Consider the following 24,529-nt stretch of genomic DNA (forward strand, 5'->3'; position numbering starts at 1 on the left):
GCCGACCCACGGGTCGTCCGAGGCCGGTGTCGATCATCCCCGGTGAAGAAGGCCGCCGCCGTTCACGGCGGCCTTCTGATGCACGTTGTTAGGCGGCGTGCTTCTGTGCGCCGGCGAACTGCTGGTTCCACTCGGCGTACCAGGTTTCGAACAGCGCCAACTGCGCGGTCGCATAGTTGAGCTGGCTGTCGCTCAGCACGTCGCTCTCGTTGAAGTGCAGCGTGTATTCGGCGTCGCCCTTCAGCACCATCAGATGCTTGTAGTAGAGCACCAGATCGACGCCCTCGTCGAAGGACGACAGCACCTTGAGGGCGCTCTCCAGTTCCTGCGCCCGCGCACGCGCTGTCACGTCGCCCTTGGCGGCTGCCTTGCAGAGCGCGAAGAGATGCAGCACTTCCTTCGGCAGCGCATTGCCGACGCCGGTGATCGCGCCGGTCGCGCCGCAATTGACGAAGCCGTGGAACACGGCCGTGTCGACGCCGACCATCAGCGTCACGGTGTCGTCCCGGCTGGTGATGTTCTCGGCCGCGTAGCACATGTCGGCAGGGCCGCCGAATTCCTTGAAGCCGATCAGGTTCGGATGCTCGGCGCGCAGCGCGAAGAACAGGTCGGCGCGCGTCGCGAAGCCATAATGCGGGCTGTTGTAGATCACGGCCGGCAGGTCGGGCGCGGCGGCGAGAATGGCCTTGAAATGGTTGCGCTGCGCCGCCGGCGAGGATCCGCGCGACAGGACGCGCGGAATGACCATCAAGCCCTGGGCGCCGACCTTTTGCGCATGCGCCGCGATCGAGACCGCGCTCGCGGTATTGATCGCGCCGGTGCCGACGACCAGCGGAACGCCGGCCGCGACCAGGCGCTCGACGCCTTCCATGCGCTGCGCATCGGTCAGCAGCGGCCAGTCGCCCATCGAGCCGCAGTAAACGACGGCCGACATGCCATGGGCGATCAGTTCCTTGCCCTTGCGCACCAGCGCGTCGAAGTCGGGCGTGCGGTCAGCCTGGCACGGCGTCATCAGCGCCGGAATGCAGCCGGAAAAAATGGCGGATGTCATGGGGTTCTCCTTCAGAGCCTGGTCTTCGGCTTCGCGGCGCGCAGGCCCGAAACGGCATCGATCCTGACGCATTCTATCATTTGTATTTTAATTGTCGACACTCTACCTGCGATGGGGGGCTTCCTCGGCTTTGCCCACCTCGAAGCGAGCCGGGCACGATGGCCCGCAAACTTCCTGCATCCCATTCCTCGACAATCGCAACGAAAGGGATCGACACTATTCACGCAACCGCGTTGTTGGCTAAGAAGGCGGCAGCGGAACGCGAGGGGCAGGTGTCACCATGACCATACGGCAGGACGAGCAGGCGGTCGAAGCGGCTATCGGCCATCGCCGGGGTTCCGGGGTGGGTCACGTCTATGAGGCGCTGCGCAACGACATCATCGAACTGGTGCTGCCGCCCGGCAGCCCGATCGATGAAGTGCAGCTGGCGCAGCGCTTTTCGCTGTCGCGTACGCCGATCCGCGAGGCGCTCGTCCGTCTCGCGGCCGAGGGGCTGATCACAACGCTGCCCAACCGCGCCACCATCGTCGCCAACATCGATTTTCTCGGCCTGCCGCAGTTCTTCGATGCGCTGACGCTGATGTACCGGGTGACGACGCGTCTCGCCGCCGCGCATCATCGCGAGGAGGACATCCAGCGCATCAGCGCCTTGCAGGCGAACTTCATCCAGGCGGTTGAAGCGCGCGACGCGCTGGCCATGATCGGCGCCAACCGCGATTTCCACCTCGAGATCGCGCGCGCCGGCCGCAACCGCTACTACACCGACCTGTTCACCCAACTCCTGGACGAGGGCCGACGCATCCTGCGGCTCTATTATTCTTCATTCCACGACGTGCTACCGCGCGAATATGTCAACGAACACGAGGACATGATCGCGGCGATCGTCGCGCGCGACATCGATCGCGCCGATGCCCTGGCAAGCGCCCATGCCGATCAGATCGTCCGCCACATCCAGGCCTCGATCACGGCCGACGGCCGCACCAACGCCCGCATTGCCATCTGACGCGGCTGGGATCGGCCGCGAGCGAGAAGCTCCGGCAGTCAATCCGACAATTTCAGGTGGGGACGGCGTCGCGACTCAATCGACAGTCGAGCCAGGGAATGGCAGAAGACGCGGCGTCAACAATGCCTAAGGGGGCTTGAGATGAAGAAGACCTACGCGAAGCCGGCACTCGAAAGGTCGGCAATTCTGCAGCGCATCGCCGCGACGCTGCCGACGAGCGGCCAGTTCGACTAAGCGACCCAGATCCCGCCGGATGGCCCGACCACTGGCGGGATTATCTCCCTATTTCTTGAAACGCCATCGCGGATCCCAAAGCGACCGGCCGCGTCAGGGGCCCGCCTCGACGGGGAGGATGATCGAGACGATCGCGCCGCCGCCGGGGCGTTTGGCGAATTCGAGGCGCCCGTCATGCGCGGCGGCGATCGCCTTCACGACCGAAAGACCGAGACCGCTGCCGCCGGTTGCCCGCGAGCGCGACGTGTCGGCCCGCCAGAACAGATCGACGGAATCGGACGAGACGTCTTCGGGCAGCCCCGGCCCGCGATCGAGCAGGCGGATGCAGGCTTCCTGGCCACCCTGCAAGCCCACTTCACAGCGCAGCACGCCCCCCGCTGCCGCGTAGCGCGTGGCATTTTCCACCAGGGCGAGGACGGCCTGCCGAAGCCGCGGCGCATCGCCGACGATCCGGACGGGTTGAAGTGCGGTTTCGACGGTCATGCCGGCCTTCTCGAGAAGATGGCCCGACGCCTCCAGCACCTGGCCCACCTCGACCGAAAGGTCGAGCGGCAGGCGTTGCGTCACCAGCTTCTGGCCGGCTGCAAGCGACAGCGTGCGCAGATCCTCGACCAGCGCCGAGAGCCCTTCGACTTGTAGCAGCAGCTGGACGATCCGGGTCCGATCGATGGGGAAGACGCCGTCGGCCATGCCCTGCAGGTTGCCGCGAAGAACCGTCAAGGGCGTCCGCAGTTCATGCGCGACGGCCATCGTGTTGAAGCGAAGCCGGCTTTCCATGCTTTCAAGCTCGCTGGCGAGCGCGTCGAACCTGCGGACCAGAAGCGCCACCTCCTTGGCGGCATTGCCGACCGGCCCCACGCGGACGCTGAAGTCGCCGGCGCGAAGGTTTTCGGTCGCCGCCGCCAGCACCTCGAGCGGTCGGCTGATCTTGCGCGCCAGCCAATAGCCAAACAGGCTGCCGACGAGAGCCACGATCATGGCGAGCGCCAGGATCGTCAGCTGTCCCTCGGTTTCGGATTGTCTTTCGACCGCGGGCAAGCTGTTCAGCAGGGCGCGCACGCCGTCCTGCGTCGGCATGCGGCCGGCATTGAAGTCGAGATAAGCCGCCGACGCCTCGCTGGGCAGGCGATCGAGCGTTCGGCGCTCCAGCGTCGACTCCAGCGCGACCACGCCGAGAAATACCAAGATGACGCTGACGACCAGCAGCACCGCCATAGTCAGGGCGGTCAGCACGCCCAGGGGTACGCGTTGAAGAGCGAGTTTCATCGCGGATCCATGAACCGGTAGCCGACGCCCCGGACCGCGGCGAAGAAGCCCGGCGCGCCGAGGTCCTCCAGCTTGCGGCGCAGATTGGCGATGTGGGTATCGACGGTACGCGCCATTGCGCCGCTATCCGGCAGGCAGGCATCCAGGAGATCGGCCCGGTCGAAAGCGTGCATGGGGCGGCGGATCATGTAGGCCAGGATGCGGAATTCGCTCAACGTCAGCGGCAGGGACTGCCGATCGCCCGCTGTCACCACAAACGCCGCATGGGCATCGAGATCGACCTCGACCCCCTCGCAGCGAAGCACCGTCGTGCCTCCGCCATGGCGGGTCCGCCGCAAGACGGCGTTCACGCGGGCCACCACCTCCTGGGGATTGAAGGGCTTGACGACATAATCGTCCGCGCCGAGCCGCAGTCCGGCCAGCCGGTCGAGATCCTCCGCCATCGCCGTGACCAGGATCGTCGGCGTCTGGCTCTCGCGCCGGATCCGCGCCAGCACTTCGAAGCCGTCGAGTTTCGGCAGGCGAATGTCGAGCAGGATCAGATCGGGCGACAACACGGCGTGGTGCGTGAGAGCGATCTCTCCATCGGCCGCGCGCACGGTGCGAAACCCGTCCCGCACCAGATAGGCGTCGAGAATCTGGGCAATTTCCGGCTCGTCCTCGACCAGAAGAATGAGACCCTTATCGACCATGCCCAACCCCTCGCAACGCGCATCTTCCGAAGCGCCTTATGAGGCGGCGAGGTCCGGGTGGCAATTAACAGGACCGGACAAACCGGCCGATGGGGCCCATGTCGGGCGATTGCGCTCCGTATCTCCGCCATTTCTTGACAGAACGCCACGATCGTCCCGCTCGCCCCGCCCCCCGGTTTCGAGCCACGGACGACATGACCCACATCAATCCCCTGCCGGCCTCCGAGGTCGACTTCCGTGCATGGCGCGCCGCCCTGCGCAGCGTTCGCTCCCGCTTCGAGGCGAAGCCGGCGAAGGTCGCGGGCGTCCTGACGCTGCTGGCGGCCGGCCTCTTCATGGCCTTTCCGGGCCTGGATCTCGCCGTGTCGCACGGCTTTGCGACGGGGAGCGGGGGCTTTCCGCTGTCCCGAGAACCGCTGCTGATCGCGCTGCGCGATTGGAACCGCGCCCTGCCCTTCCTGATTCTGCCGGCAGTCATGGCGCTCCTTCTCGTCCAGGCGATCGCTCCGCAGCGCTGGTTGCTTCGGCCGCACAAGGCGATCTTCTTCCTGGCGTTCTACGCGCTGGGGCCAGGCGTGCTGATCCAGTCTCTGAAAGGCCTTGTCGGCCGGGCGCGGCCGCATGAGATCCTGGAATTCGGGGGCAGCCTGCCCTTCACGCCCGCCTGGCAGGTATCCTCCGCCTGCGCGCGCAATTGCTCCTTCGCGTCCGGAGAGGCATCCTCCGCCGTCGCCCTCCTGGCCCTCGCCCTGCTTCTGCCGAGCCGCTGGCAGAAGACGGCAATCGTCGCGCTCATACCCGTCGTGCTCGCCTTCTCCATCAACCGGATCGCCTTCGGCGCTCATTTCCTCTCGGACGTCGTGATGGCCTGGATGCTCCTGCTCTGGCTCATGGCCTGGCTCTGGCCCGTGTTTTCCAGGAATGGCGAGCGGATCGATCGGCGGTTCTGGCAGGGCGTCGGCTACCATCCCGCCCGCCGACGCTAGCTGGAGGCCCCATACCCCTCTTCATCGGTTGATTTGGCCGTTCTTCCGTCTCGTGGGGGCGCTATCATGGACGGAGAGCGCCGGCGGCCGGAGCCGGGCGCCGCCGACGAGAACAAGGCAGATCCGATGAGCCAGAACGACCCTTCCGACAATCCCGCTCGGGATCACGACCACGGGCACGATCACGCGGCCGCGCCGCGCTGGAAACATGATGGCGTGCGCGTCATCAAAGGCAACCAGCTCGACGACAACACGGCCCAGACGCCGGGCATGTACCGGCAGGCGGCGATCAACCATGCCCGCGTCGGCGCGCAGAAGATCTGGGCCGGCACGGTGCAGATCGCGCCCAACGCCAAGACCGGCGTGCATCATCACGGCGAACTGGAAAGCGTGATCTTCGTGGTCAAGGGCCGCGCCCGGCTGCGCTGGGGCGATCGGCTGGAGTTCGTCGCCGAGGCCGAAGCCGGCGACTTCATCTTCGTGCCGCCCTTCGTGCCGCACCAGGAAATCAACGCCGATCCGACCCAGACGCTGGAATGCGTGCTGGTCCGTTCCGACAACGAGGCGGTCGTCGTCAATATCGACACCGTCGATCCCGTCGAGAAGCCGGAGGAAGTCTACTGGGTCGACCCGATCCACAAGCATCCGTAGCGGATCGCGCCAGGGCGGCGGCCCGCGCGCGGCTCAGCCCAGAAACTGGCGAAACCGGTTCAGCGAGAAGGTGAAGAGCGCGACGCCGATCGCCAGCAAGGCCACGAGTTGCGGCCAGACGACGCTTATGCCGGCGCCGCGGAAGAGGACGGCCTGCGAGAGCATCACGAAATGGGTGGTGGGCGCCGCGAACATGATGATCCGGATGATCTCGGGCATGCTCTCCCGCGGCGTGACACCGCCCGACAGAAGCTGCAGCGGAATCAGCACCATCATCACGAGCAGGGCGAATTGCGGCATCGAGCCGGCAACGGTGGCCAGGAACATGCCGAGGCAGGTCATGGCGAAGATATCCAGAGCGGCGGCCGTGAGGAACAGCAGCAGCGACCCGTGGATCGGCACCGCCAGCAGGCCCTGCACGATGACGAGCAGGCAGAAGGTAGCGGCCACCAGCACGACCAGTCCCATCGACCACAGCTTGCCGACCATGATCTCGAAGGCGGTCACCGGCATCACCAGCAGGTGCTCGATCGTCCCGTGCTCGCGTTCGCGGATGAGCGCGGCGCCCGTGAGGATCACGGACAGCATCGTGATCGCCTCGATCAGTTCGTTGATCGCGCCGAACCACCTTTTGTTCAGCTCCGGATTGAAGCGCGCGCGCAGGTCGAGCCCGACGGGAAGCTGCGTCTCCTCCCTGTGGCGCGCCAGGAACTCGCTCACCTGGCCGGAAACGATCGACTGCACATAGCCTCCCCCGGTGAAGGCCTGGGTCATGCGCGTCGCATCAATGTTGAGCTGGATGGTCGGCGACCGGCCGGCGAGAAGGTCGCGCTGGAAGTTGGGGGGAATGTCGAGCGCGAACGTATCCAGGCCTTCATCCATCCGGCTGTCCATCTCGGACTGCGAGATCAGCTTCGGCTCGACGAAATAGGGCAGGTAGAAGGCGCTCGCGATGCGATCGGAAATGGCCGACCTGTCCTCGTCGACGATGGCGATGGGCGCGCGGTTGAGCGTCTCGGGCAGGGCGCGCGAGGCGGTGTAGACCTGCAGCGAGAAGGAATAGGCGATCAGCAGCAGCAGCGTGACGTTCCGCAGCAGGACCCGCAGTTCCTTGACGCCCAGCTGGAAGATGTTGGCCAGTCGCATCAGCGGGCCTGCTTTCGGAGGAAGGCGACGCTGAGGCCGATGACGACGGGAACCGTGATCAGCAGCGGGACAAACGCGCCCCACAGATCATGGAAACCAAGCGCTTTCGAAAACACCCCGCGCGAGATCGTCATGAAATAGGTGGCCGGGTAGATCTGCCCGATGAACGCGCCCGCGCCCTGCAGCGACGAGACGGGATCGATCATTCCCGAATATTGCGACGCCGGGATCATCGTGAGCAGCACGGTGGCGAAGATCGCGGCGATCTGGCTGCGCATGAAGGTCGACAGGAAGAAGCCCATCGATGTCGCAATGACGACATAGAGGAAGGCGGCGGCAGCATAGGTCGCGAAACTGCCGGTGAAGGGCACCTGGAAGCCGTAGACCGCAAACGCCGTCAGCAGCAGGAAGTTGAGCATCCCCAGCGCGACATAGGGAAGCTGCTTGCCGATCAGGAATTCCATCCGCGTCACCGGCGTGACGTAGAAATTCGTGATCGACCCAAGCTCTTTCTCGCGTACGACGCTCAGGACCGCCAGCATGGCCGGGATCATCAGGAGCAGCATGGGAATGATGGCCGGCGCCATGGCGTCGAGGCTGCGAACATCCGGGTTGTAGCGGTAGCGGACCTCCAGCTGGAAGTCGCGCTGGTCGGCCGCCTTGCCATAGGCCTCGCGCGCCTTCTGGGCGAGCCAGGTCGAATGCATTCCCTCGACATAGCCGCGGATCGTCTCCGCCCGCGTCGGCATGGCGCCATCGATCCAGGCGCCGACGGTGACGTCGCGGCCATGCGCGAGATTGCGCGCAAAGCCCGGCGGGATCTCGAGCGCCAGGCTGATCTCGCCGCGCTCCATCCGCCGGTCCATGTCGGCATAGCCGGTCAGGGCCGGCTTCTCCGTGAAGTAGCGCGAACCGGAAAGCTGGAGCGCATAGTCCCGGCTGATGGCGGTGTCGTCATGGTCGAGAACGGCGAAGGACAGGTTCTCGACATCCATGTTGATACCGTAGCCGATCACGAACATGAGCAGCAGGCTGCCGATCGTCGCCAGGGTCGCGCGGATGGGATCGCGCAGCAGTTCCACGCTCTCACGCTTCGTATAGGCCAGCATGCGGCGCGGATCGAACAGGAGACGGGTGGCGCTCTCCTCGGCTTGCCTTGAATCGCCAACGAGCAACGGCGCGGGCGTGGCGTTGCGGGCCGTATCGCCGGCCGCGTCCTCCAGATAGCGGATGAAGGCAGCTTCCAGGGTCGGCGCCGAGCGGCTGGCCACGATCGCCTCGGGCGTGTCGCTCACCAGGACCTTGCCCGCATGCATCAGGGAGATGCGATCGCAGCGCTCGGCCTCGTTCATGAAATGGGTGGACACGAAAATGGTCACCCCGTCGCGGCGGGAAAGCTCGATGAGGATGCGCCAGAAATTGTCCCGCGCCACCGGGTCGACGCCTGATGTCGGCTCGTCGAGGATCAGGATATCCGGCGAATGGATCATCGCGACCGCCAGCGACAATCGCTGTCGGATACCGAGCGGCAGCTCGTCCGGCAACGCGTCCATCTGCTCGATCAGGCCGAATTGCCGCGCCACTTCCGTGATCCGCGCCGGGATGCCGGCCTCCGGCAGGGCGAACAGCCGGGCATGCAGTTCCAGATTCTGGCGGACCGTGAGCTCGGAATAGAGCGAGAAGGCCTGCGACATGTAGCCGACGCGGCGGCGGATCTGGATGTCGCGCGGATCAACCTCCCGCCCGAACAGCCGGACCCGCCCGGCGCTCGCGGCGAGCAGGCCGGTCAGCATCTTCATGGTCGTGGTCTTGCCGCAGCCGTTCGAGCCGAGGAAGCCGAAGATCTCGCCCCGTGCGATGCGGAAGCTGACATCGTCCACGGCCGTGAAATCACCGAAGCGCTTCGTCAGATGCTCTGCCTCGATCGCCGGTTCGCCGTCGGCGACCGGCAGGCGGGCGGGCCGGACCACCGCCTCGTGGCCTTTTGACGCCTCGGCGGGCAACAGCGCGATGAAGGCGGCATCGAGGTCCGCGGCGCCGGTCCGGGCCAGCAGTTCGCCGGGCGTGCCGGTCGCGAGCACGCGCCCGGCGTCCAGCGCCACCAGCCAGTCGAAGCGCGCGGCTTCCTCCATATAGGCGGTGGCCACGATCACGCTCATGCCGTCGCGGTTGGTGCGGATGCGTTCGATCAGCTCCCAGAACTGCTTGCGGGACAGAGGATCGATGCCGGTCGTCGGCTCGTCGAGAATGAGGAGGTCCGGATCATGGATCAGCGCGCAGCAGAGCCCGAGCTTCTGCTTCATCCCGCCGGAAAGATTGGCAGCCCTCCGGTCGGCGAAAGGCGCCAGCCCGGTGCTCTCCAGCAGCGCGCCGATGCGCCGTTCCCGCTCCTGTCGGCCGAGGCCGAAGAGGCGTCCGAAAAAGTCGACATTGGCGAAGACGGAGAGCGACGGATAGAGGTTCTTGCCCAGTCCCTGCGGCATGTAGGCGATGCGGGGACAGGTGCGCCGGCGGTGGGCCGCATCCGCCATGTCGCCGCCGAGCACGGTGATGCTGCCGCGCTGGATCACGCGCGAGCCAGCCACCAGGGACAGGAGGCTCGATTTTCCGACGCCGTCGGGTCCGATCAGGCCGACCACGCAGCCGGACGGAATATCCAGCGTGATTTCCTGCAGCGCCGCGACCGCCCGATAGGTCTGGCCGACGCCCTGCAGCCGGACGACCGGCTCGGGCGGCGCTCCAGGCTTCATTGGAGCAGGTTTCCCTGTAGCGCGGCAGGCCACTCGGCCTTTGGATCCAGCTTGACATAGGCCGTGCCGGGAAGGCCGGTCTTCACATGCTGGATATATTTGCGCAGCAGCTCCGGCTCGATCCTGGCCTTGACGCGGAACATCAGCTTCTGCCGCTCCTCCTCCGTCTCGACCGTCTTGGGCGTGAACTGCGCCACGTCGGCAACATAGGTGGCCTTGGCCGGTATGACGTATTGCGGCGCGGCATCCATGATCAGCCGGACCTCGCTGCCGATCGCCACGCGCCCCGCCTCCGCGGTGGGCAGGAAGAAGGTCATATAAACGTCTTCGAGATCGACGAGGTTGATCACCCTGCCCCCGCTGCCCAGCACCTCGCCGGGTTCGGCCACGCGATATTGAACCCGCCCGTCGCGCGGCGAGCGGAGGATCGCATCGTCGATTTCCGTGTCGATCGCCTCGGTGGCGGCGCTGGCCGCTTCCCGCGCCGCCTGCGCGTCGACGACCAGCGCCCTCGCGGTATTGATCGCCGCGTCGCTGGCTACCAGCTGCGCTTCGGCGGCGGCCACCGCCGCGGCGGCGCCGCGTTCGGCCGCCCTGTCATCGTCCAGGGTCTGCTGCGAGATCGTGTTGCTGGCGGCGAGCTTCTCCGAACGCTTGAACCGCTGCTCCGCCGCATCGCGCTCGGCCTGCCTCTGGCTGAGGACGGCTTCAGCGGTCTTCTTCTCGGCCTGCCGCTGGGTGACCAGCAGATTGGCGGTATCCACGGCGATCCGGGAGCGCTGCAGCTGGGCCTCGGCTTCGCGACGCTTGGCCTGCAGCTGGGCCGTGTCCATGCGCGCCAGCACGTCGCCGGCCTTCACGAAGTCGCCCTCCTCCGCCAGGATCTCCTTGATGCGGCCGGGCGACTTCGCCGAAATGTCGATTTCAACCGCTTCGATGCGGCCATTCGCGCTCGCTATGCCTGCGGGCAAGGCACCGTTGTGAGATCGTTGCCAAGCATAAAACGCGATTCCGGCGAGCACCACCAGCAGACCCACGATCAGCCAGTTGCGTTTGGCATGGCTCATACTGGAATTGTCATGGCCTCGCGGACATGCCCCCTCGAAACGGCCTGAACAAGACGGAGAGGTACCTCTCCCGATCTGTCATCCCGAACGCTTCCTCTTCACGAGATCAGCGATGGGTGCTCAGAGGTGAAATACATCTACTCCGAACGCACTACAGAGACTGGAATAATTGCCTGAACGAAGCCTGCGAAAGCAGTGGTTGTTTTTTGCCAGCACAAGCCGGGGTTGCGCCCTCGGGTAATCTGGAAGATATCGCCGCGATCGGCAATCCCCGTCGAGGAAATGTGATGCGCTGCAACGGACCGGTTCGCGGGCGGCAGAGCAATTCCGTGAGGGTGGCATCGGCTGCAAGGCGCAATGGCCCTGTCGCCATGCCGCGGGTGCTGCACGTCCTGGAGCTGCGCCCATCGAGAAAGGACCTACGGAGACGGCGTCAGGCGATCAACGACCGCTGAAACGTCGTCTCGCTGCCTCGGTAATCGGCGTATACAGGGCGACCCGGGTGCCTTCGGGGTCGGCGAACTGGACCGTGCGATTGCCCCAGGGCAGATCCTTGGGCTCATGCACCACCTCGACCTGGTCCTTCAGCCGTGCGAATTCCGCATCGACGTCGGCTACCATGAACTCAAGAATGGCGGTCTTGTTCGCGCGAGGCTCTGCACTGCCCGCCTTGAACAGGGCCACCGTCTCCACGCTGCCGATTGCCAAGGCCGCACCCGGCGTCACGATCTCGGCGAAGACGGGAGCAAGCCAGTCCGCGCGGTAGCTAGTTACTAGCTCGTAGAAGGCCACCATCCCTCGGATATCCGAGGCGACGAGACGGATGGATGCCAGTTTCATGATTGTGTCTTTCGGTCGGAGCGATCTGTTTCCCCGATTTTGTGACACAGTCGTGCTGACAGCGTTGTGGCAGCAGTAGTCAGCATCCATGCGAAAAGCGGAACGGCTCTTTCAGATCATCCAGATCCTTCGAAGGTCGAGCTGCCCCGTCACCTCGGCGCAGCTCGCGGATGAACTCGAGGTCGCGCGACGCACCATCTACCGCGACATCGCACACCTGATCGGCCAGCGCGTTCCCATCGCCGGCGAAGCCGGGTTCGGCTACGTCCTGGATCCGCGATACGACATGCCGCCGCTGATGCTGACACCCGAGGAAATCGAGGCCGTTGTCCTCGGCGCCCAGATGGTGGCAAAGCTGGGTGATGCCGCGATCACAAATGCCGCCCGAGATGTCCTCGCAAAGATTGCGTCCACAATCCCGAGCGACCTTCTTCCCTTCATGGTCGAACCCGCCGTCAGCCTGAAACCCAGCGAGGTGGAGGACGGCTCAAGGTTCGATTCCCGTCCCCTCCGGCGGGCGATCCGGGAGGGGCGAAAGACGCGGCTCGACTATCGCGCGGCGAATGGCGAGGTAACCCGCCGCATCGTCTGGCCCGTGCTTCTGGGCTATGCAGACGCGCATTGCCTCCTGATCGCGTGGTGCGAAGCCAAGCAGGCTTTCCGCCACTTTCGCACCGAACGCATCCTCGATCTCGAAGTTCTGGAAGAGCCCATCGGCCTTTCCCGAGCCAAGCTGAGACAGCAATGGCGGAAGTGGCGTGAAACGGAGCTTTCCCGCCCGCGCCCCGCACCATGACGGCAACACGCTGCCTGCCCTGTGCACGCGCTACGCCCCCCAGCCGCGGCTGGGGGCCATGCATGCCCTTCATGCATGGCGAACGTGCCGACGCCGCCCAAGCCAGCTTGGTTCAGCACCTTTGCGCCCTCGGGGAGGTCCACCTGTTCGACGAGCGCATGCCAAGCCTTTGGCCACCCGCGGGATGGATACCGCTTCGACCATGCTCAGCCTGGTAGGCTTGAGCGCGACGGCAGCGGCCCCATAGGTTCGGGCGGCAGATGCGGCGAGGTCAAGCCGCTGGGCCGACAGCCGTCAGCTGGCGGCGCGATAACGCTCGGCGGCGCGCGCATTGCCGAAGCCGGGCAGCATCGCCTGGCGGGCGGCCTGATAGTTGTCCCACTGCGCGGCATCGGGAAGCGGGGGAATGGTGATCGTCTCGCGGCGGTCGAAGCCCACTAGGGCCGCATCCACCAGCTCGTCCACGCGCATCATCGTGTGCAACGTGCTCGTGTCGGCGCCTGCGCGCTGCCAGATTTCAGTCGCGGTGGCCGCGGGCAGCACGGCCTGCACATAGACGCCCTTGGGCGCCAGCTCGTGGGTCATGCCCTGCGAGAGGAAGGTGACGAAGGCCTTGGTGGCGCCATAGACCGTCTGGCCAAATTCGGGAACGAGGCCGACGACCGAGGCGATGTTGATGATCGCGCCGGAGCCGGCCTTGGCAAACCGGCTGGCGGCGACGTTGGCGAGCCGGACAACCGCCGTCGTGTTGAGCGCAACCAGCCGTTCGATATCGTCGAGCGATTGCTCGTCAAACGCCCCGGAAAGAGCCGCGCCGGCATTGTTGATCAGGATGCCGATCGTCTCGTCCTCGCGCAGCCGCGCTTCGACCCTGGCCAGATCCTCCCGCTGGGTGAGGTCGGCCGGCAGAATGTCGATGGCGACGCCGGTATCCTGGCGCAGCCGGGCGGCGAGCGCCTCCATGCGTGCGCCGTCGCGGGCAACCAGAACCAGATCGTGCCCCCGCCGGGCGAAACGATCGGCATAGGTCGCGCCAATGCCCGACGAGGCGCCGGTGATGAGCACGGAAGGCAGCTTGGTCATAAGGGATCTCTCTGCTGATTAAATTATGGTCGTCATCATTGTCGGCAAATATGATGGAGATCATGTAAATGTCAACGGCCGGGCGCCGGAAGGGCACGTCGCGTTCCGCATGGCTCCGGGAGCGCGTGCGACGCCGAGGCTTCGAGGACGTGGGAGGGTTGCCGCGAATTCGCTCGCACACTGTCTTCATGACAGGCGCAGTGGAGCGGCGGCTATATCGGAAGCCTATTCTGGAGACGATAGTTTTGGCAAGCGTAAGACCAAGTGTTTCGTGACGATTCCGCTACGGCATGCTACTCTCCAAGCTGGCCGGAGCGCCAGCCGGATAGCTGAACCCTCAAAAGGGCTACCGATATGACTTCAACAGCCATAGACGCGCCAGTTGATTGCCCATATCGCCCCATGGAGAGAAGGGACACGGCTCCATGTACCGGAGGCAACGGCCCGGGACACGCGCGTTCCTGGCTCAAGGTAGCGCTGATCACAGTCCTTTTCGGGTCCGGAAGCGCCCTTGCCGAAGACCGGCCCGCCAGCACCGAGGCCCTTGCCAAGGCAGCGCAGAATCCCGTCGCGGACATGATCAGCGTCCCGTTCCAGTTCAACACCAACTTCGGCTACGGGGCCTACGACAAGACCCAGGAAGTCATCAATATACAGCCGGTCATCCCGATAAACCTCTCGCCGGACTGGAACCTGATAACCAGGACGATCGTGCCGGTCATTTCGCAGCCGCAACTCACCCCGGACGGCGAGCGAACCTTCGGCCTTGGCGACACGACGGCCAGCGCTTTTCTCTCCCCGGCGCACTCGGGCAAGTTTATCTGGGGCGTCGGGCCGGCCTTTCTGCTGCCAACCGCCACGGACCAAGATCTGGGCACCGGCAAATGGGGCGCTGGACCGACCGCCGTCGGCCTCATCATGGACGGACCGTGGGTCTACGGCGCGCTGATCAACAATATCTGGTCGTTTGCCGGCGATCCCGGCCGGAAGGACGTCAACCAGATGACGCTGCAGCCTTTCGTGAACTACAATTTCAAGGACGGCTGGTATCTTTCATCGTCACCGCTGGTCACGGCGGACTGGAACGCCGACAACGACGATCGCTGGACGCTGCCGGTCGGCGGCGCGTTTGGCCGGGTCTTCCGGATCGGCAAACAGCCGGTCAATGCGCAGATCGGCGCCTACTATAATGTGATCGCTCCCGACGATATCGGACCACAGTGGCAAGTCCGGGCGCAGTTGCAGTTCCTCTTCCCCAAGAAGTGAAGGGCTGAGATCGCTTCAGGTTTCCGAAGAGGCTCCGCCGCCCGCTAGGCCGGGAGAGGCAGGGAATCGTCCGTCAAGCTCTGAACCGGTTCCGGGAAGGTTCGGTTCCGCCCCGCGTTCTTGGCCTGGTAGAGCCAGCCATCGGCTTCCTTGTAGAGGTCGCCCCACGGCCCGTCTGCGGTGGTGGCGATACCGAAGCTGACGGTGACGGGGCGAGAGAGGCCGAGATCGGAAAAATCCGTCCGGGCGATCGCCTCCCGAAGACGCTCGGCGCAGCCATAGGCTTCCGCGCCGCTCGCCCCCACGAGATAGATCGCGAACTCTTCGCCACCCAGACGACCGACCGGGTCGTCTGCCTCCGAAGACGTTCGCAAGATGGTCGCGACCCGTTCCAGGACGGGATCTCCCACCGCGTGACCATGCGCGTCGTTGATGGCCTTGAACTGGTCGACATCGCAAACGACCAGGGACGCGCGCGAGCCGTGGCGCATGCGGCGGGCTTCCACGGCCGCTTCGAAGCCGCGGCGGTTGAGGACCCGGGTCAGGTGGTCGCTGTCCCGCTCCCGGCGGAGATCGTCGATCAGGTCCGAAATGGCCGCTCCGATAATCGCGAAGGCGAGACTGGACCCCAGCACCGCCATGGACAGTTGCAGCGCCTGCCAGAACACGGAATTGCCAAAAGCCTTGGCTCCGGCGGGCGCCGAGAAGCCGATAGTGAGCAGCGTGCGAGGGAAGAAGTGAACGGCAAACAGCAACAGGGTCCAGAACAGGATCCGATCGGCAACCCGCCCCTTCCTCAGGTCGGCAAGCCGGATGGCCGCGCCAAGCAAGATGAGCCCGTATCCAAAGTTCTGGATGTAGACGCGCGCGATCAGGTTCCGGTCGACATAGAAGAAGTACCACAGGAGCGCCGAAATGGTCAGGACCAGCGCCAGATTGACCAGCATCTTCGAGCGTCTGCCAGATCTCGAAAGCACGCCTTCCGAGACGGCGATGACGGCACAGGTGTAGATCGTGCCTGAGACCAGAGCATTGATGCCGGTATCGGGAGGCCAATACAGAATCTGCGACGTGCTGCCCAGCGCGAACAATCCGCACCCGGCCGCCAGGAGCAACAGATAGGGTCGCTTCCGCTCGACGAGCCATGTGCAGACAAACGCAATGGCGAAGACCAGGATCAGGCTCGGAACGATCAGCGAAAGTGTGATGCGGATAACCGTTCCGTCCATCTGGATTTGACCCCCGTCACTTCCGCGCGCCACAGCAACGCTGGATCGCCCTCTGAAACGCTAGCGCAACCGCTATAGGGGCGAGGCTGCCGAAGGCATAGCGAAAAGGCCCGGGCTGCATCAAAACGCCGACGGATTGTGGCGGACCCGCCTCTCAACGCGCCCGCGCACCCGCTCCGGCGGATCGAGCCGCGCTGGCGACCGTCCCAGAGAACTCGTCGTGAAAGCCGGCGCCGTCCGGCACGAAGGAATAGTGGCGCAAGTGATACCGTGAAGACACAGGGCGACTCCCAAGCAATCGGACATTCACCCTAAGCCGGTGCAGTAACTTGCCGAGTGTCGAGCGTCATGCCTCAATGATCGAGTCGATTGTCGACTAGGAGGCCAAGCATGGACGACAGAAGCATTGGGTGGATTGCTGCGATCATCATCGGCGGTTTGGCCGGCTGGATCGCCTCTATGATCATGAAGAGCGACACCGGGCTCTTGCTGAACATCATTCTCGGCATCGTGGGTGCCATCGTCGCCAGCTTCCTCTTCGGGCTGATTGGCGTCGGCTTCTCGGGCTGGCTCGGCTACCTCATCGCGGGCCTGGTCGGCGCCTGCATCCTGATCGCCATCGGACGAGCGGTCCGGCGCTAGCGCCCCTCCCTCCTCCAGGAAGAGCCCGCCGGGCGGTCCCGGCGGGCCGATTGTGGCCAGGCGCCACATCCCAAGACCGCCTGACGAAAAAGGTGCCGTCGGAGGGTGCCATGCAAGCATCGGATCTCAACCCTTGACGGGAAATACCTGACTATCCCTCGAAGCGGCGTCGCGTGCGGGGATCACTTACCAGCGGCGAGATATCGCTCCCGTTCATCATCCATAGCGATTTGCCAACGGGCTCGCAGAGTTGCGCGACGTTCGGGTATCCGCGCAGCGAGGATGTCTGCGGCGAGGATGCGGTCCGTGCGAAAATATCGAAAAGCACTTCGGGTTTCGCACCAGGCAGCCAGGATCCTTCCAGAATCCCGATATCCGAGAAGGATCGGCCACACGATCCTGCGGGTCACGGCTCCCCTGTTATCCTCATATTCGAGAGTGATTTTCCGTCCCGTTCGGATCGCCTCGCGCAACATAGCTGCTCGGATGCGCTCGGGCGGTACAGGCACCGGGGCAATGCTGGTGGCTGGTTCCAGTATATGGCTGTGCAGCGCTGCCGGAACGACAGCTTCGATTTTGGCGATCAGGTTTTGCGCAGCACGCGCCAGCTCTGGTTCGCCCCGGCTAGCAACCCAACTGGCCCCCAGCATTGCCGCATCCAGTTCATCCGGCGTCAGCATCAACGGCGGCATATCGAAGCCACGCTCCAAGACATAGCCGATCCCCGGTTCGCCGATGATGGGTACCCTCTGGCCGATAAGAACAGCGATATCCCGGTAGATGGTGCGCTTCGACACCTGCAGCTCTTCGGCGATCGCCTCCGCCGACACAGGATTGCGGGCTCGTCGGAGACGCTGAACGATTTCAAAAAGCCTGTCGGCGCGGCGAATGACCAATCTCCTGCATGATGCTGACATAACGCTGTCAGCATGGCCCTGATATCTCTCGCCGCAAGGGCTGCTGTTGGCAATGACGAAAGGCTTCGAGGCGTAGCTATGATTAAGGGAAGTTGTTGTTGTGGAGCGATATCCTTCGAACTGTCAGAACCGCCTGCGATGATGGGATGTTGCCATTGCAGCCGTTGCCGCAAGGTGGGCGCCAGCACGATCGTCTTTGTGCGTAGCGATACCTTCCGTTGGATCGATGGCGAGGAGATGGTCCAACGCTACCCGGCCGTCCCACCCTATAAATACGATCGCTGCTTTTGCTCCTGCTGTGGCACGGCGCTGGGTGAACCAGGCGCGGGCAACAGTTTTCCCATCAACGCGAACTGCCTTGATGATGACCCACAGGTTCGGGTGCAGTTCAATGAGTTCGTCGCTGAGAAGCCGGCATGGGCTGCCATCTGCGATGCCGCGCCCCAGTATCTTGGCCATCCGGTTAGCGCTGAGACCTGAACGATTTCGCGTTCGACTATCGCCATGCGGTACGCGCCAATAGCGATGGGACTTTGCCCGGGCGGCCTGCCGGAAAACGCATGTCGCTTTGCTAAAGTGGACGATACCCTCGCTTTAGGGATTTGCAGTCGCAGCTAAAATGGGCCAACAAGCGGCTCTCGGGAAATGGCCAGCTCCCGCTTCTCAGCTATTACGGGGCCCCGTGCCGCCGCCTTCGCGCCCCAATCCGGACCCTCCGTGTGGCGTCACATCGCCCGAACCGGCTCATGGCAGTTCACCACTTTTGCCACAAGTTAGCTCCAAGAATCCGTTCGACATCAAAACTTCAATCCGCCCAAATGCATAGCTTCAGAGACTGCATAGGCGAGTATCTGACTCAGGCTCCGAGCCGAAAACCCTTCGATTGTCTTCTATCGGACGTCGCCTCTACCGGCAGAAAGCCTATTTCTGATGGCGGCGGGCGAGCCCCTCAGAATCGTCAACCGCTCTGGTTCCGGAAAGTCGACCATTGCAGGGGCACTTCAGTGTCGTTCCCCCTGTCAACAGATCCACCGAGCGAAAGGTACCCTGGATGGAAGAGGGGCTCAGAGCGCCTTTTCCAATTCCGGCAGCGCGACGAACAGGTCGGCGACGAGGCCATAGTCGGCAATCTGGAAGATCGGAGCGTCCACGTCCTTATTGATGGCGACTATGACCTTCGAATCCTTCATGCCGGCAAGGTGCTGGATCGCGCCGGAGATTCCGACCGCGATATAGAGCTGCGGCGCGACGATCTTGCCGGTTTGGCCGACCTGCCAGTCATTCGGTGCGTAGCCGGCATCCACGGCGGCGCGCGACGCGCCGACGGCCGCGCCGAGCTTATCGGCGACGGGAAGGATCAGCTCATTGAATTTCTCGAGCGAGCCGAGCGCGCGGCCGCCGGAGAGGATCACACGGGCCGAGGCCAGTTCCGGCCGGTCGGAGATGGCGGTCGTCTCTCCGACGAAACGTGAAAGCGCGCACTCGGCCACAGCTTCAACCGGCTCGATCGGCGCATTGCCGCCTTCGCCCGTTGCAGCGAAGCTGGCCGTGCGCACGGTGATCACCCGGGTGGCGTCGGTCGCCTGCACGGTCTGGATCGCGTTGCCGGCATAGATCGGCCGCTTGAACGTGTCGGCCGACCCGACCTCGACGATATCGGAGACCTGCGCCACGTCGAGAAGCGCTGCGACGCGGGGGAGCACGTTCTTGCCGGTCGAGGTGGCTGCCCCGAGGATCGTGTCATAGCCAGGCGCCAGCGAGACGATCAGGTCCGCCAATGGCTCGGCCAGCGCGTGCTCGAAAGCTGCGCTTTCCGCCAGCAGCACTCTTGCAACGCCGGCGAGCCGCGACGCCGCCTCGGCAGCGGGACGCGCATTCACGCCCGCCACCAGAATATGCACGTCGCCGCCGATCTGCAGCGCCGCCGTCAGAGCTCGTGCGGTCTGGCCGGCAAGCCCGGCAAGGTCGTGATCTGCGAGAAGAAGAATGGCCATGATGTTACCCTTTCGGACCTGAAGCGGTTCCGAGCGAAGCGCTCAGCGGTTCGCGTGAAGAAAACGAGATGGGCCGATCCCTAGAGAACGCCGGCCTCGGTCCTGAGCTTGTCGACCAGTTCGGCAACGGACCCGACTTTGACGCCGGCAACGCGGCGGGCCGGTTCCTCGGTCCTGAGGATCCGTAGCCGCGCGGCCGTGGCGACGCCGAAGTCAGCAGGCGTCTTGCGGTCGAGCGGCTTCTTCTTGGCTTTCATGATGTTGGGCAGCGAGGCATAGCGCGGCTCGTTCAGGCGCAGATCCGTCGTAACGACCGCCGGCAGCCGCAGCGAAACCGTCTGCAATCCGCCATCGACCTCGCGCGTCACCGAGACAGCATCGCTGGACAGTTCGACCTTGGAAGCGAAGGTGCCCTGCCCCCAGCCAAGCAACGCGGCCAGCATCTGGCCGGTCTGGTTGCAATCATCGTCGATCGCCTGCTTGCCCAGGAGAATCAGACCCGGCTGCTCGGTCTCCACGACCCCCTTGAGAATCTTGGCCACGGCGAGCGGCTCAACCGCGTCATCCGTCTCGACGAGAATGGCGCGATCCGCGCCCATGGCGAGCGCGGTTCGAAGCGTCTCTTCGGCCTTTGCCGGGCCTATGGAGACGACCACGACCTCCTCCTTGCCGGCCTCCTTCAGCCGCAAGGCTTCCTCAACGGCGATCTCGTCGAACGGGTTCATCGACATCTTCACATTCTGAAGGTCGACGCCGGAGCCGTCCGGCTTGACGCGGATCTTGACGTTGAAATCGACGACCCGCTTGACGGGCACCAGGATCTTCATCGGGAATACCTTTCCTTCAACGGGAGCCGCCAGGGCCGTCCGCTTCTCGCAATCCGGGCTCACGGGCCCGCCACAGTCCGCTCAGCAGAGCGTCCGGAACCGTTCCACACAGATATCCAGCACCTCGGCGGGGCCGCGTTTCCACCAATTGTCGGCGGAGAACACCTCCACTTCGCAGAGCCCGACATAGCCGGCGTCCTCGACGGCGCGGCGCAGCCCCTTCAGGTCGGCAACGCCATCGCCCATCATGCCGCGATCGAGCAGCACATCGCGGGTATCGGCGAGCCAGTCACAAAGGTGGAAGCCGGCGATACGCTCGCTGCCGAGACGCTGCAATTCGGCTGCAAGGGAGAGGTCCCACCAGACGTGATAGACGTCGATGGCCACCGCGATCGCCGGATGGTCGATCGCTTCCACCATGTCGACGGCATCGCGCACCGTCACCAGACAAGACCGATTGCCGCCATAGACCGGATTGAGGGGCTCCAGCGCCAGCCGGACATTGGCTGCGCCAGCGCGCGGGGCGGCCTCGGCGACGATCTCCGTAACCCGCTTCAGGCTGTCGCCGATCGAATGCGACCCCTCGATCACGCCGCCGACGCAGATCGTCAGCGAGGCCGCCCCGAGATCGGCGGCCATGTCGATCGATGCATGCAGATCGTCGAACATCGCCGCATCCGGCTTGGGCGCCAGGGGGCCGACGAGGAAGGGCGTCCGGCAAAGCCCTGGAATGGCGAGGCCTGCCGCCCGCGCCCGCTCGCCGATCTCGACGGCGCGCGAACCGATCTCGCGCCGCCAGAACACGATGCCGCCATAGCCGCGCTCGGCGCAGGCGTCGATTACCCGCTCCGGCGACCAGCCAGCGCCATGACCCTCGACATTGTGGCCAAGGGTCGCGGTGTTCAGCGCCAGGGCTGAATGATCCTGCGAGAAATCACGCACCCGATTGCCCTCAGACGCCGTAGACAGTAAGCAGCGATCGCATCCGCGCCACGGCCAGATTCGGGTCACGCAGCAGACCGCATTGATCGGCGAGGCGGAAGATCTCGGTGAAATAGGGCAAGGGACGCATGGCCTGGGCACCGTTCAGCATGATGAAATGCTTCTGGAAGCCGTTCAGCCAGGCGAGGAAGACGACGCCGGTCTTGTAGTATTGCGTCGGCGCGCGAAAAATCAGTCGCGCCAGCGGCACAGTCGGATCAAGGACCTCGCGAAATCCGGCCGTATCGCCTGCGCTCAACTGCGACATTGCGAAAGCCGCCGCCGGACCGAGCGGATCGAAGATCCCGAGCAGCGCGTGCGAAAAACCTTGCGCGTCACCCTCGATCAACTCCGGGTAGTTGAAATCATCGCCCGTATACATCTTGACGCCGGCCGGCAGGCGACGCCGCATATCAATCTCCTTCTGCTTGTCGAGCAGCGAGATCTTGATGCCGTCAACCTTGGCCTGGCTTTCCGCGATCACGGCGAGCGCCGTTTCCATCGCCCCGTCAAACGAGTCCGTTCCCCAGTAGCCCGCGAGCGCTGGATCGAACATGTCGCCGAGCCAGTGCAGGATCACCGGCTCGTCGCAAAGCGCCAGCACATCACGATAAACGTCGACATAGTCCTGCGGGCTGGCTGCGACGCGGGCAAGCGCGCGGCTCGCCATCAGGATAATGCGGCCATCGACCTTCTGGATCGCCTCGATCTGCTCGGCATAGGCGCGGCGGACATCGTCCAGCGTCCGCGCGTCCTTCGGGTCGAGATGATCGGTGCCGGCGCCGTTGAACACCAGCGCATCGGGGATTTCCCGCTTGGTGCGCTGGATCAGTTCGAGGGCGCCGCCCCAGTCTAGCCCCATGCCGCGCTGCGCCGTGTCCATGGCCTCGGCGATGCCAAGCCCGAGATCGGCAAGATGACGGCGAAACGCCATCGTCGCGTCCCAGTCGATCGAGGCGGGACCGGAGGGATCGCGCGCGGTAAAAGGATCGGCGACGACATGGGCAGCCGAAAATACCGTGCGGTTGAAATCGCGCGAGAAGGACGCGGTCTCGATCGGCTTGCCAACGAGCGTGTAGGCCGTGAGGCGACCCTTGGGATCAGGAAGCTGGATATCCATCGGAACTCCTCAGAAGCGGGAAACAAGCATGCCGGCATCGGCGGAGATAACCTGGCCGGTCGTGTAGGGCAGCGAGCCCTCGGCAAGCGTTGCGACGATCCGGCCGAGATCTTTCGGCTGGCCCATGCGCGGCAACAGCGTCAGCCCCTCCTCGCGGATGCGGCGCCGGTAGGTCTCGGTCACCGCGCGCGTCATGTCGGTCTCGATCAGGCCGGGCTGAACGTCATAAACGGCAATGTTCTCGGCGCCGAGGCGCACAGCGAAAACCTTGGAGATCATCGCGGCGGCGGCCTTGGAGGCGCAATACTCGCCGCGCTGGACCGCGACGGCGGTTGCGTTGGAAGAAGTGACGTTGACGATGCTGTAGAAGCGGCCGTCGGCGCGATTGCGCGACAGCAGCCGGCGGGCAAACGCCTGCGTCAGGAAGAAATGCGCCTTGGCGTTGATCGCCATGCAGCGGTCATAGCTTTCTTCCGTCACATCCAGCAGGTCGCCGCGCGAGATCACGCCGACCCCGGCATTGTTGACCAGCGTGGTGAGCGGACCGAGCGCCGCTTCCGCCTGCTGCAGCAGCCCGTCATGGCCGGCGAGCAGGCTGACATCGCCCGGCACCTTGACGACGCGCGCGCCAGTTTCCATGACCGCGCTGGCGGCGCGATCCAGTTCCTCATCGTCGACGAAGCCGTTCAGCGCGACGTCGAAGCCGCGCGCGCCGAGTGCAAGCGCGACGCCGAGGCCGATGCCCCGGCTCGCTCCGGTAACCAGCGCCGCCTGTCGCGCTCCGGTCATCCGCGTGCACCATGCTTCACCAGTTCGCGCGCGATGATCATGCGCTGGATCTGGTTGGTACCTTCATAGATCTGCGTGATCTTGGCGTCGCGATAGAGACGCTCGACCTCGAAGCCGCGGATGTAGCCGCTGCCGCCGAAGATCTGTACGGCATCTGCTGTACGCGCCACGGCCATGTCGCCGGCAAAGCATTTGGCCATCGAGCAGGCCTTGGTGGCGTTCTCGCCGCGATCGATCTTCACCGCCGCGCTCTGGACCAGCAGCCGCGCCGCCTCGATATCCTTCGCCATATCGGCGAGCAGCCATTGCACGCCCTGGAAATCGGCGATCTTGGCGTTGAACTGCTTGCGCTGCTGGGCGTAGTCGAGCGCCGCCTCGAGGCCGGCCTGGCCGATGCCGACGGCAAGCGATCCGATGCCGACGCGGCCCTTGTCGAGCGCGCTCATCATCATGTGGAAGCCGCGTCCCTCTTCGCCGAGCAGCGCCTCAGGAGGCAGCGTCACGTCGGAAAAGTTGAGCGCGCCGACCTGGCTCGCTCGCTGGCCCATCTTGTGTTCCTTTGGACCGCGCTCGACGCCCTTGGCGTTCAGATCGACGATGAAGATGCTCATGCCGCGATGGCCGGCGTTCCTGTCGGTGCGCGCGAGCACGAAGCCGATATCGGCGACTGGCGCGTTGTGGATCCAGATCTTGCCGCCATTCAGCTTCCAGCCGGCGCCGTCGCGGTCCGCCGTGGTGCGCAAGCCCGAGAGATCGCTGCCGGCCTCGGCCTCGGTCAGGCAATAGGCAACCTTGGTGCGGGCCGACATCACCGGCTTCAGCCATTGCGCCTGCTGCTCCGGCGTGCCGTGGCGCACCAGAAGCGTCGAGATCAATTCGACGAGGCCGCACTGGTCGGCGACCGAGGCATAGCCGCGCGACAGTTCTTCCATGACGAGCGCATAGGCCAGCGTATCGAAGCCAGGGCCGCCGAGCGCCTCGGGAACGCCAATGCCGAACAGGCCGAGATCGCCCATCTGTTCGAAGATCTCGCCGGGAAAGCGCTCGTCGCGATCGAGGTCGACAGCGACCGGCCGGATGACCTCGTCGGCGAACTGGCGTGCCATGTCGCGAACCTGCTCGTGCGTCTCCGTCACAAACATCTCAAAATGACCCCTTATGTAACTATCTAGTTACTGGCTATCATCGGCTCTGCATGC

23 protein-coding genes are annotated in these 24,529 nt (G+C 64.6%); 7 read left to right on the plus strand and 16 right to left on the minus strand.

The features are described 5' to 3' along the window. Positions 1-88: 88 nt before the first annotated feature. Positions 89-1,051, minus strand: a complete 963-nt coding sequence (locus ABIE08_RS11590) for a dihydrodipicolinate synthase family protein (RefSeq protein ID WP_354551082.1) — start codon at positions 1,049-1,051, stop codon at positions 89-91. Positions 1,052-1,331: 280 nt separating this feature from the next. Here ABIE08_RS11590 and ABIE08_RS11595 point away from each other — a divergent pair, with 280 nt between their 5' ends. Further along, entirely contained in the window at positions 1,332-2,054 is a 723-nt protein-coding gene (locus ABIE08_RS11595) for a GntR family transcriptional regulator (protein WP_354551083.1), read from the plus strand. 327 nt (positions 2,055-2,381) lie between these two features. On the opposite strand, the gene ABIE08_RS11600 is transcribed toward ABIE08_RS11595, so the two are convergent. Both ABIE08_RS11600 and ABIE08_RS11605 read right to left on the minus strand, forming a co-directional pair. Beyond that, a complete protein-coding gene (locus ABIE08_RS11600; RefSeq protein WP_354551085.1) occupies positions 2,382-3,554 on the minus strand; it encodes an ATP-binding protein in 1,173 nt (390 codons plus the stop codon). Next, positions 3,551-4,246, minus strand: a complete 696-nt coding sequence (locus tag ABIE08_RS11605; RefSeq protein WP_354551086.1) for a response regulator — start codon at positions 4,244-4,246, stop codon at positions 3,551-3,553. Before ABIE08_RS11605 ends, ABIE08_RS11600 begins: the two co-directional genes overlap by 4 nt. Positions 4,247-4,440: 194 nt before the next feature. Here ABIE08_RS11605 and ABIE08_RS11610 point away from each other — a divergent pair, with 194 nt between their 5' ends. Further along, positions 4,441-5,232, plus strand: a complete 792-nt coding sequence (locus tag ABIE08_RS11610; RefSeq protein ID WP_354551087.1) for a phosphatase PAP2 family protein — start codon at positions 4,441-4,443, stop codon at positions 5,230-5,232. 126 nt (positions 5,233-5,358) lie between these two features. Further along, positions 5,359-5,883, plus strand: coding sequence for a cupin domain-containing protein (locus ABIE08_RS11615; protein ID WP_354551675.1), 525 nt, complete (start codon positions 5,359-5,361; stop codon positions 5,881-5,883). Between the two features lie 33 nt (positions 5,884-5,916). On the opposite strand, the gene ABIE08_RS11620 is transcribed toward ABIE08_RS11615, so the two are convergent. The 4 genes from ABIE08_RS11620 to ABIE08_RS11635 all read right to left on the minus strand — a co-directional run bounded on the left by ABIE08_RS11620 (position 5,917) and on the right by ABIE08_RS11635 (position 11,686). Further along, on the minus strand, positions 5,917-7,029 hold the full coding sequence (locus ABIE08_RS11620; protein WP_354551089.1) for an ABC transporter permease: 1,113 nt from the start codon (positions 7,027-7,029) through the stop codon (positions 5,917-5,919). Then, the gene (rbbA, locus tag ABIE08_RS11625; RefSeq protein WP_354551091.1) at positions 7,029-9,779 is read right to left on the minus strand and encodes a ribosome-associated ATPase/putative transporter RbbA; all 2,751 of its coding nucleotides are present in this window, start codon (positions 9,777-9,779) and stop codon (positions 7,029-7,031) included. Before rbbA ends, ABIE08_RS11620 begins: the two co-directional genes overlap by 1 nt. Then, complete coding sequence (locus ABIE08_RS11630; protein ID WP_354551092.1) at positions 9,776-10,846, minus strand: HlyD family secretion protein; 1,071 nt, start codon at positions 10,844-10,846, stop codon at positions 9,776-9,778. Before ABIE08_RS11630 ends, rbbA begins: the two co-directional genes overlap by 4 nt. A gap of 441 nt (positions 10,847-11,287) precedes the next feature. After that, a complete protein-coding gene (locus ABIE08_RS11635) occupies positions 11,288-11,686 on the minus strand; it encodes a VOC family protein (RefSeq protein WP_354551094.1) in 399 nt (132 codons plus the stop codon). A gap of 88 nt (positions 11,687-11,774) precedes the next feature. On the opposite strand from ABIE08_RS11635, the gene ABIE08_RS11640 reads away from it, so the two are divergent. Further along, positions 11,775-12,482: a helix-turn-helix transcriptional regulator gene (locus tag ABIE08_RS11640; RefSeq protein WP_354551096.1), complete on the plus strand. Its 708-nt coding sequence runs from the start codon at positions 11,775-11,777 to the stop codon at positions 12,480-12,482. 294 nt (positions 12,483-12,776) lie between these two features. On the opposite strand, the gene ABIE08_RS11645 is transcribed toward ABIE08_RS11640, so the two are convergent. Further along, on the minus strand, positions 12,777-13,565 hold the full coding sequence (locus tag ABIE08_RS11645; protein ID WP_354551098.1) for an SDR family NAD(P)-dependent oxidoreductase: 789 nt from the start codon (positions 13,563-13,565) through the stop codon (positions 12,777-12,779). A gap of 576 nt (positions 13,566-14,141) precedes the next feature. Between ABIE08_RS11645 and ABIE08_RS11650 the strand changes: the two genes are divergently transcribed. Next, positions 14,142-14,831, plus strand: a complete 690-nt coding sequence (locus tag ABIE08_RS11650; RefSeq protein WP_354551100.1) for a hypothetical protein — start codon at positions 14,142-14,144, stop codon at positions 14,829-14,831. A 44-nt stretch (positions 14,832-14,875) separates the two neighbouring features. Here ABIE08_RS11650 and ABIE08_RS11655 read toward each other — a convergent pair whose 3' ends face one another. After that, positions 14,876-16,060, minus strand: coding sequence for a GGDEF domain-containing protein (locus ABIE08_RS11655; protein WP_354551102.1), 1,185 nt, complete (start codon positions 16,058-16,060; stop codon positions 14,876-14,878). Positions 16,061-16,450: 390 nt separating this feature from the next. Between ABIE08_RS11655 and ABIE08_RS11660 the strand changes: the two genes are divergently transcribed. After that, positions 16,451-16,702, plus strand: a complete 252-nt coding sequence (locus ABIE08_RS11660; protein WP_354551104.1) for a GlsB/YeaQ/YmgE family stress response membrane protein — start codon at positions 16,451-16,453, stop codon at positions 16,700-16,702. A gap of 182 nt (positions 16,703-16,884) precedes the next feature. On the opposite strand, the gene ABIE08_RS11665 is transcribed toward ABIE08_RS11660, so the two are convergent. After that, the gene (locus ABIE08_RS11665; RefSeq protein WP_354551676.1) at positions 16,885-17,592 is read right to left on the minus strand and encodes a helix-turn-helix transcriptional regulator; all 708 of its coding nucleotides are present in this window, start codon (positions 17,590-17,592) and stop codon (positions 16,885-16,887) included. 165 nt (positions 17,593-17,757) lie between these two features. Between ABIE08_RS11665 and ABIE08_RS11670 the strand changes: the two genes are divergently transcribed. Continuing rightward, positions 17,758-18,099 (plus strand): GFA family protein, encoded by a 342-nt coding sequence (locus ABIE08_RS11670; RefSeq protein WP_436409547.1) that lies wholly within the window; start codon positions 17,758-17,760, stop codon positions 18,097-18,099. Positions 18,100-18,683: 584 nt separating this feature from the next. Here the strand turns inward: ABIE08_RS11670 and ABIE08_RS11675 are convergent. From ABIE08_RS11675 to ABIE08_RS11700, 6 genes are all read right to left on the minus strand, one after another. Next, positions 18,684-19,613 (minus strand): electron transfer flavoprotein subunit alpha/FixB family protein, encoded by a 930-nt coding sequence (locus ABIE08_RS11675; protein ID WP_354551106.1) that lies wholly within the window; start codon positions 19,611-19,613, stop codon positions 18,684-18,686. Between the two features lie 80 nt (positions 19,614-19,693). Beyond that, positions 19,694-20,440, minus strand: coding sequence for an electron transfer flavoprotein subunit beta/FixA family protein (locus ABIE08_RS11680; protein ID WP_354551107.1), 747 nt, complete (start codon positions 20,438-20,440; stop codon positions 19,694-19,696). 81 nt (positions 20,441-20,521) lie between these two features. Continuing rightward, positions 20,522-21,382 (minus strand): sugar phosphate isomerase/epimerase family protein, encoded by an 861-nt coding sequence (locus tag ABIE08_RS11685; RefSeq protein WP_354551109.1) that lies wholly within the window; start codon positions 21,380-21,382, stop codon positions 20,522-20,524. 10 nt (positions 21,383-21,392) lie between these two features. After that, entirely contained in the window at positions 21,393-22,541 is a 1,149-nt protein-coding gene (locus tag ABIE08_RS11690; RefSeq protein ID WP_354551111.1) for a dihydrodipicolinate synthase family protein, read from the minus strand. Between the two features lie 9 nt (positions 22,542-22,550). Beyond that, entirely contained in the window at positions 22,551-23,330 is a 780-nt protein-coding gene (locus tag ABIE08_RS11695; RefSeq protein ID WP_354551113.1) for a 3-ketoacyl-ACP reductase, read from the minus strand. After that, positions 23,327-24,472, minus strand: coding sequence for an acyl-CoA dehydrogenase family protein (locus ABIE08_RS11700; RefSeq protein WP_354551115.1), 1,146 nt, complete (start codon positions 24,470-24,472; stop codon positions 23,327-23,329). Before ABIE08_RS11700 ends, ABIE08_RS11695 begins: the two co-directional genes overlap by 4 nt. Positions 24,473-24,529: the final 57 nt, after the last annotated feature.

Source organism: Kaistia defluvii, assembly GCF_040548815.1.
Lineage (GTDB): Bacteria > Pseudomonadota > Alphaproteobacteria > Rhizobiales > Kaistiaceae > Kaistia > Kaistia defluvii_A.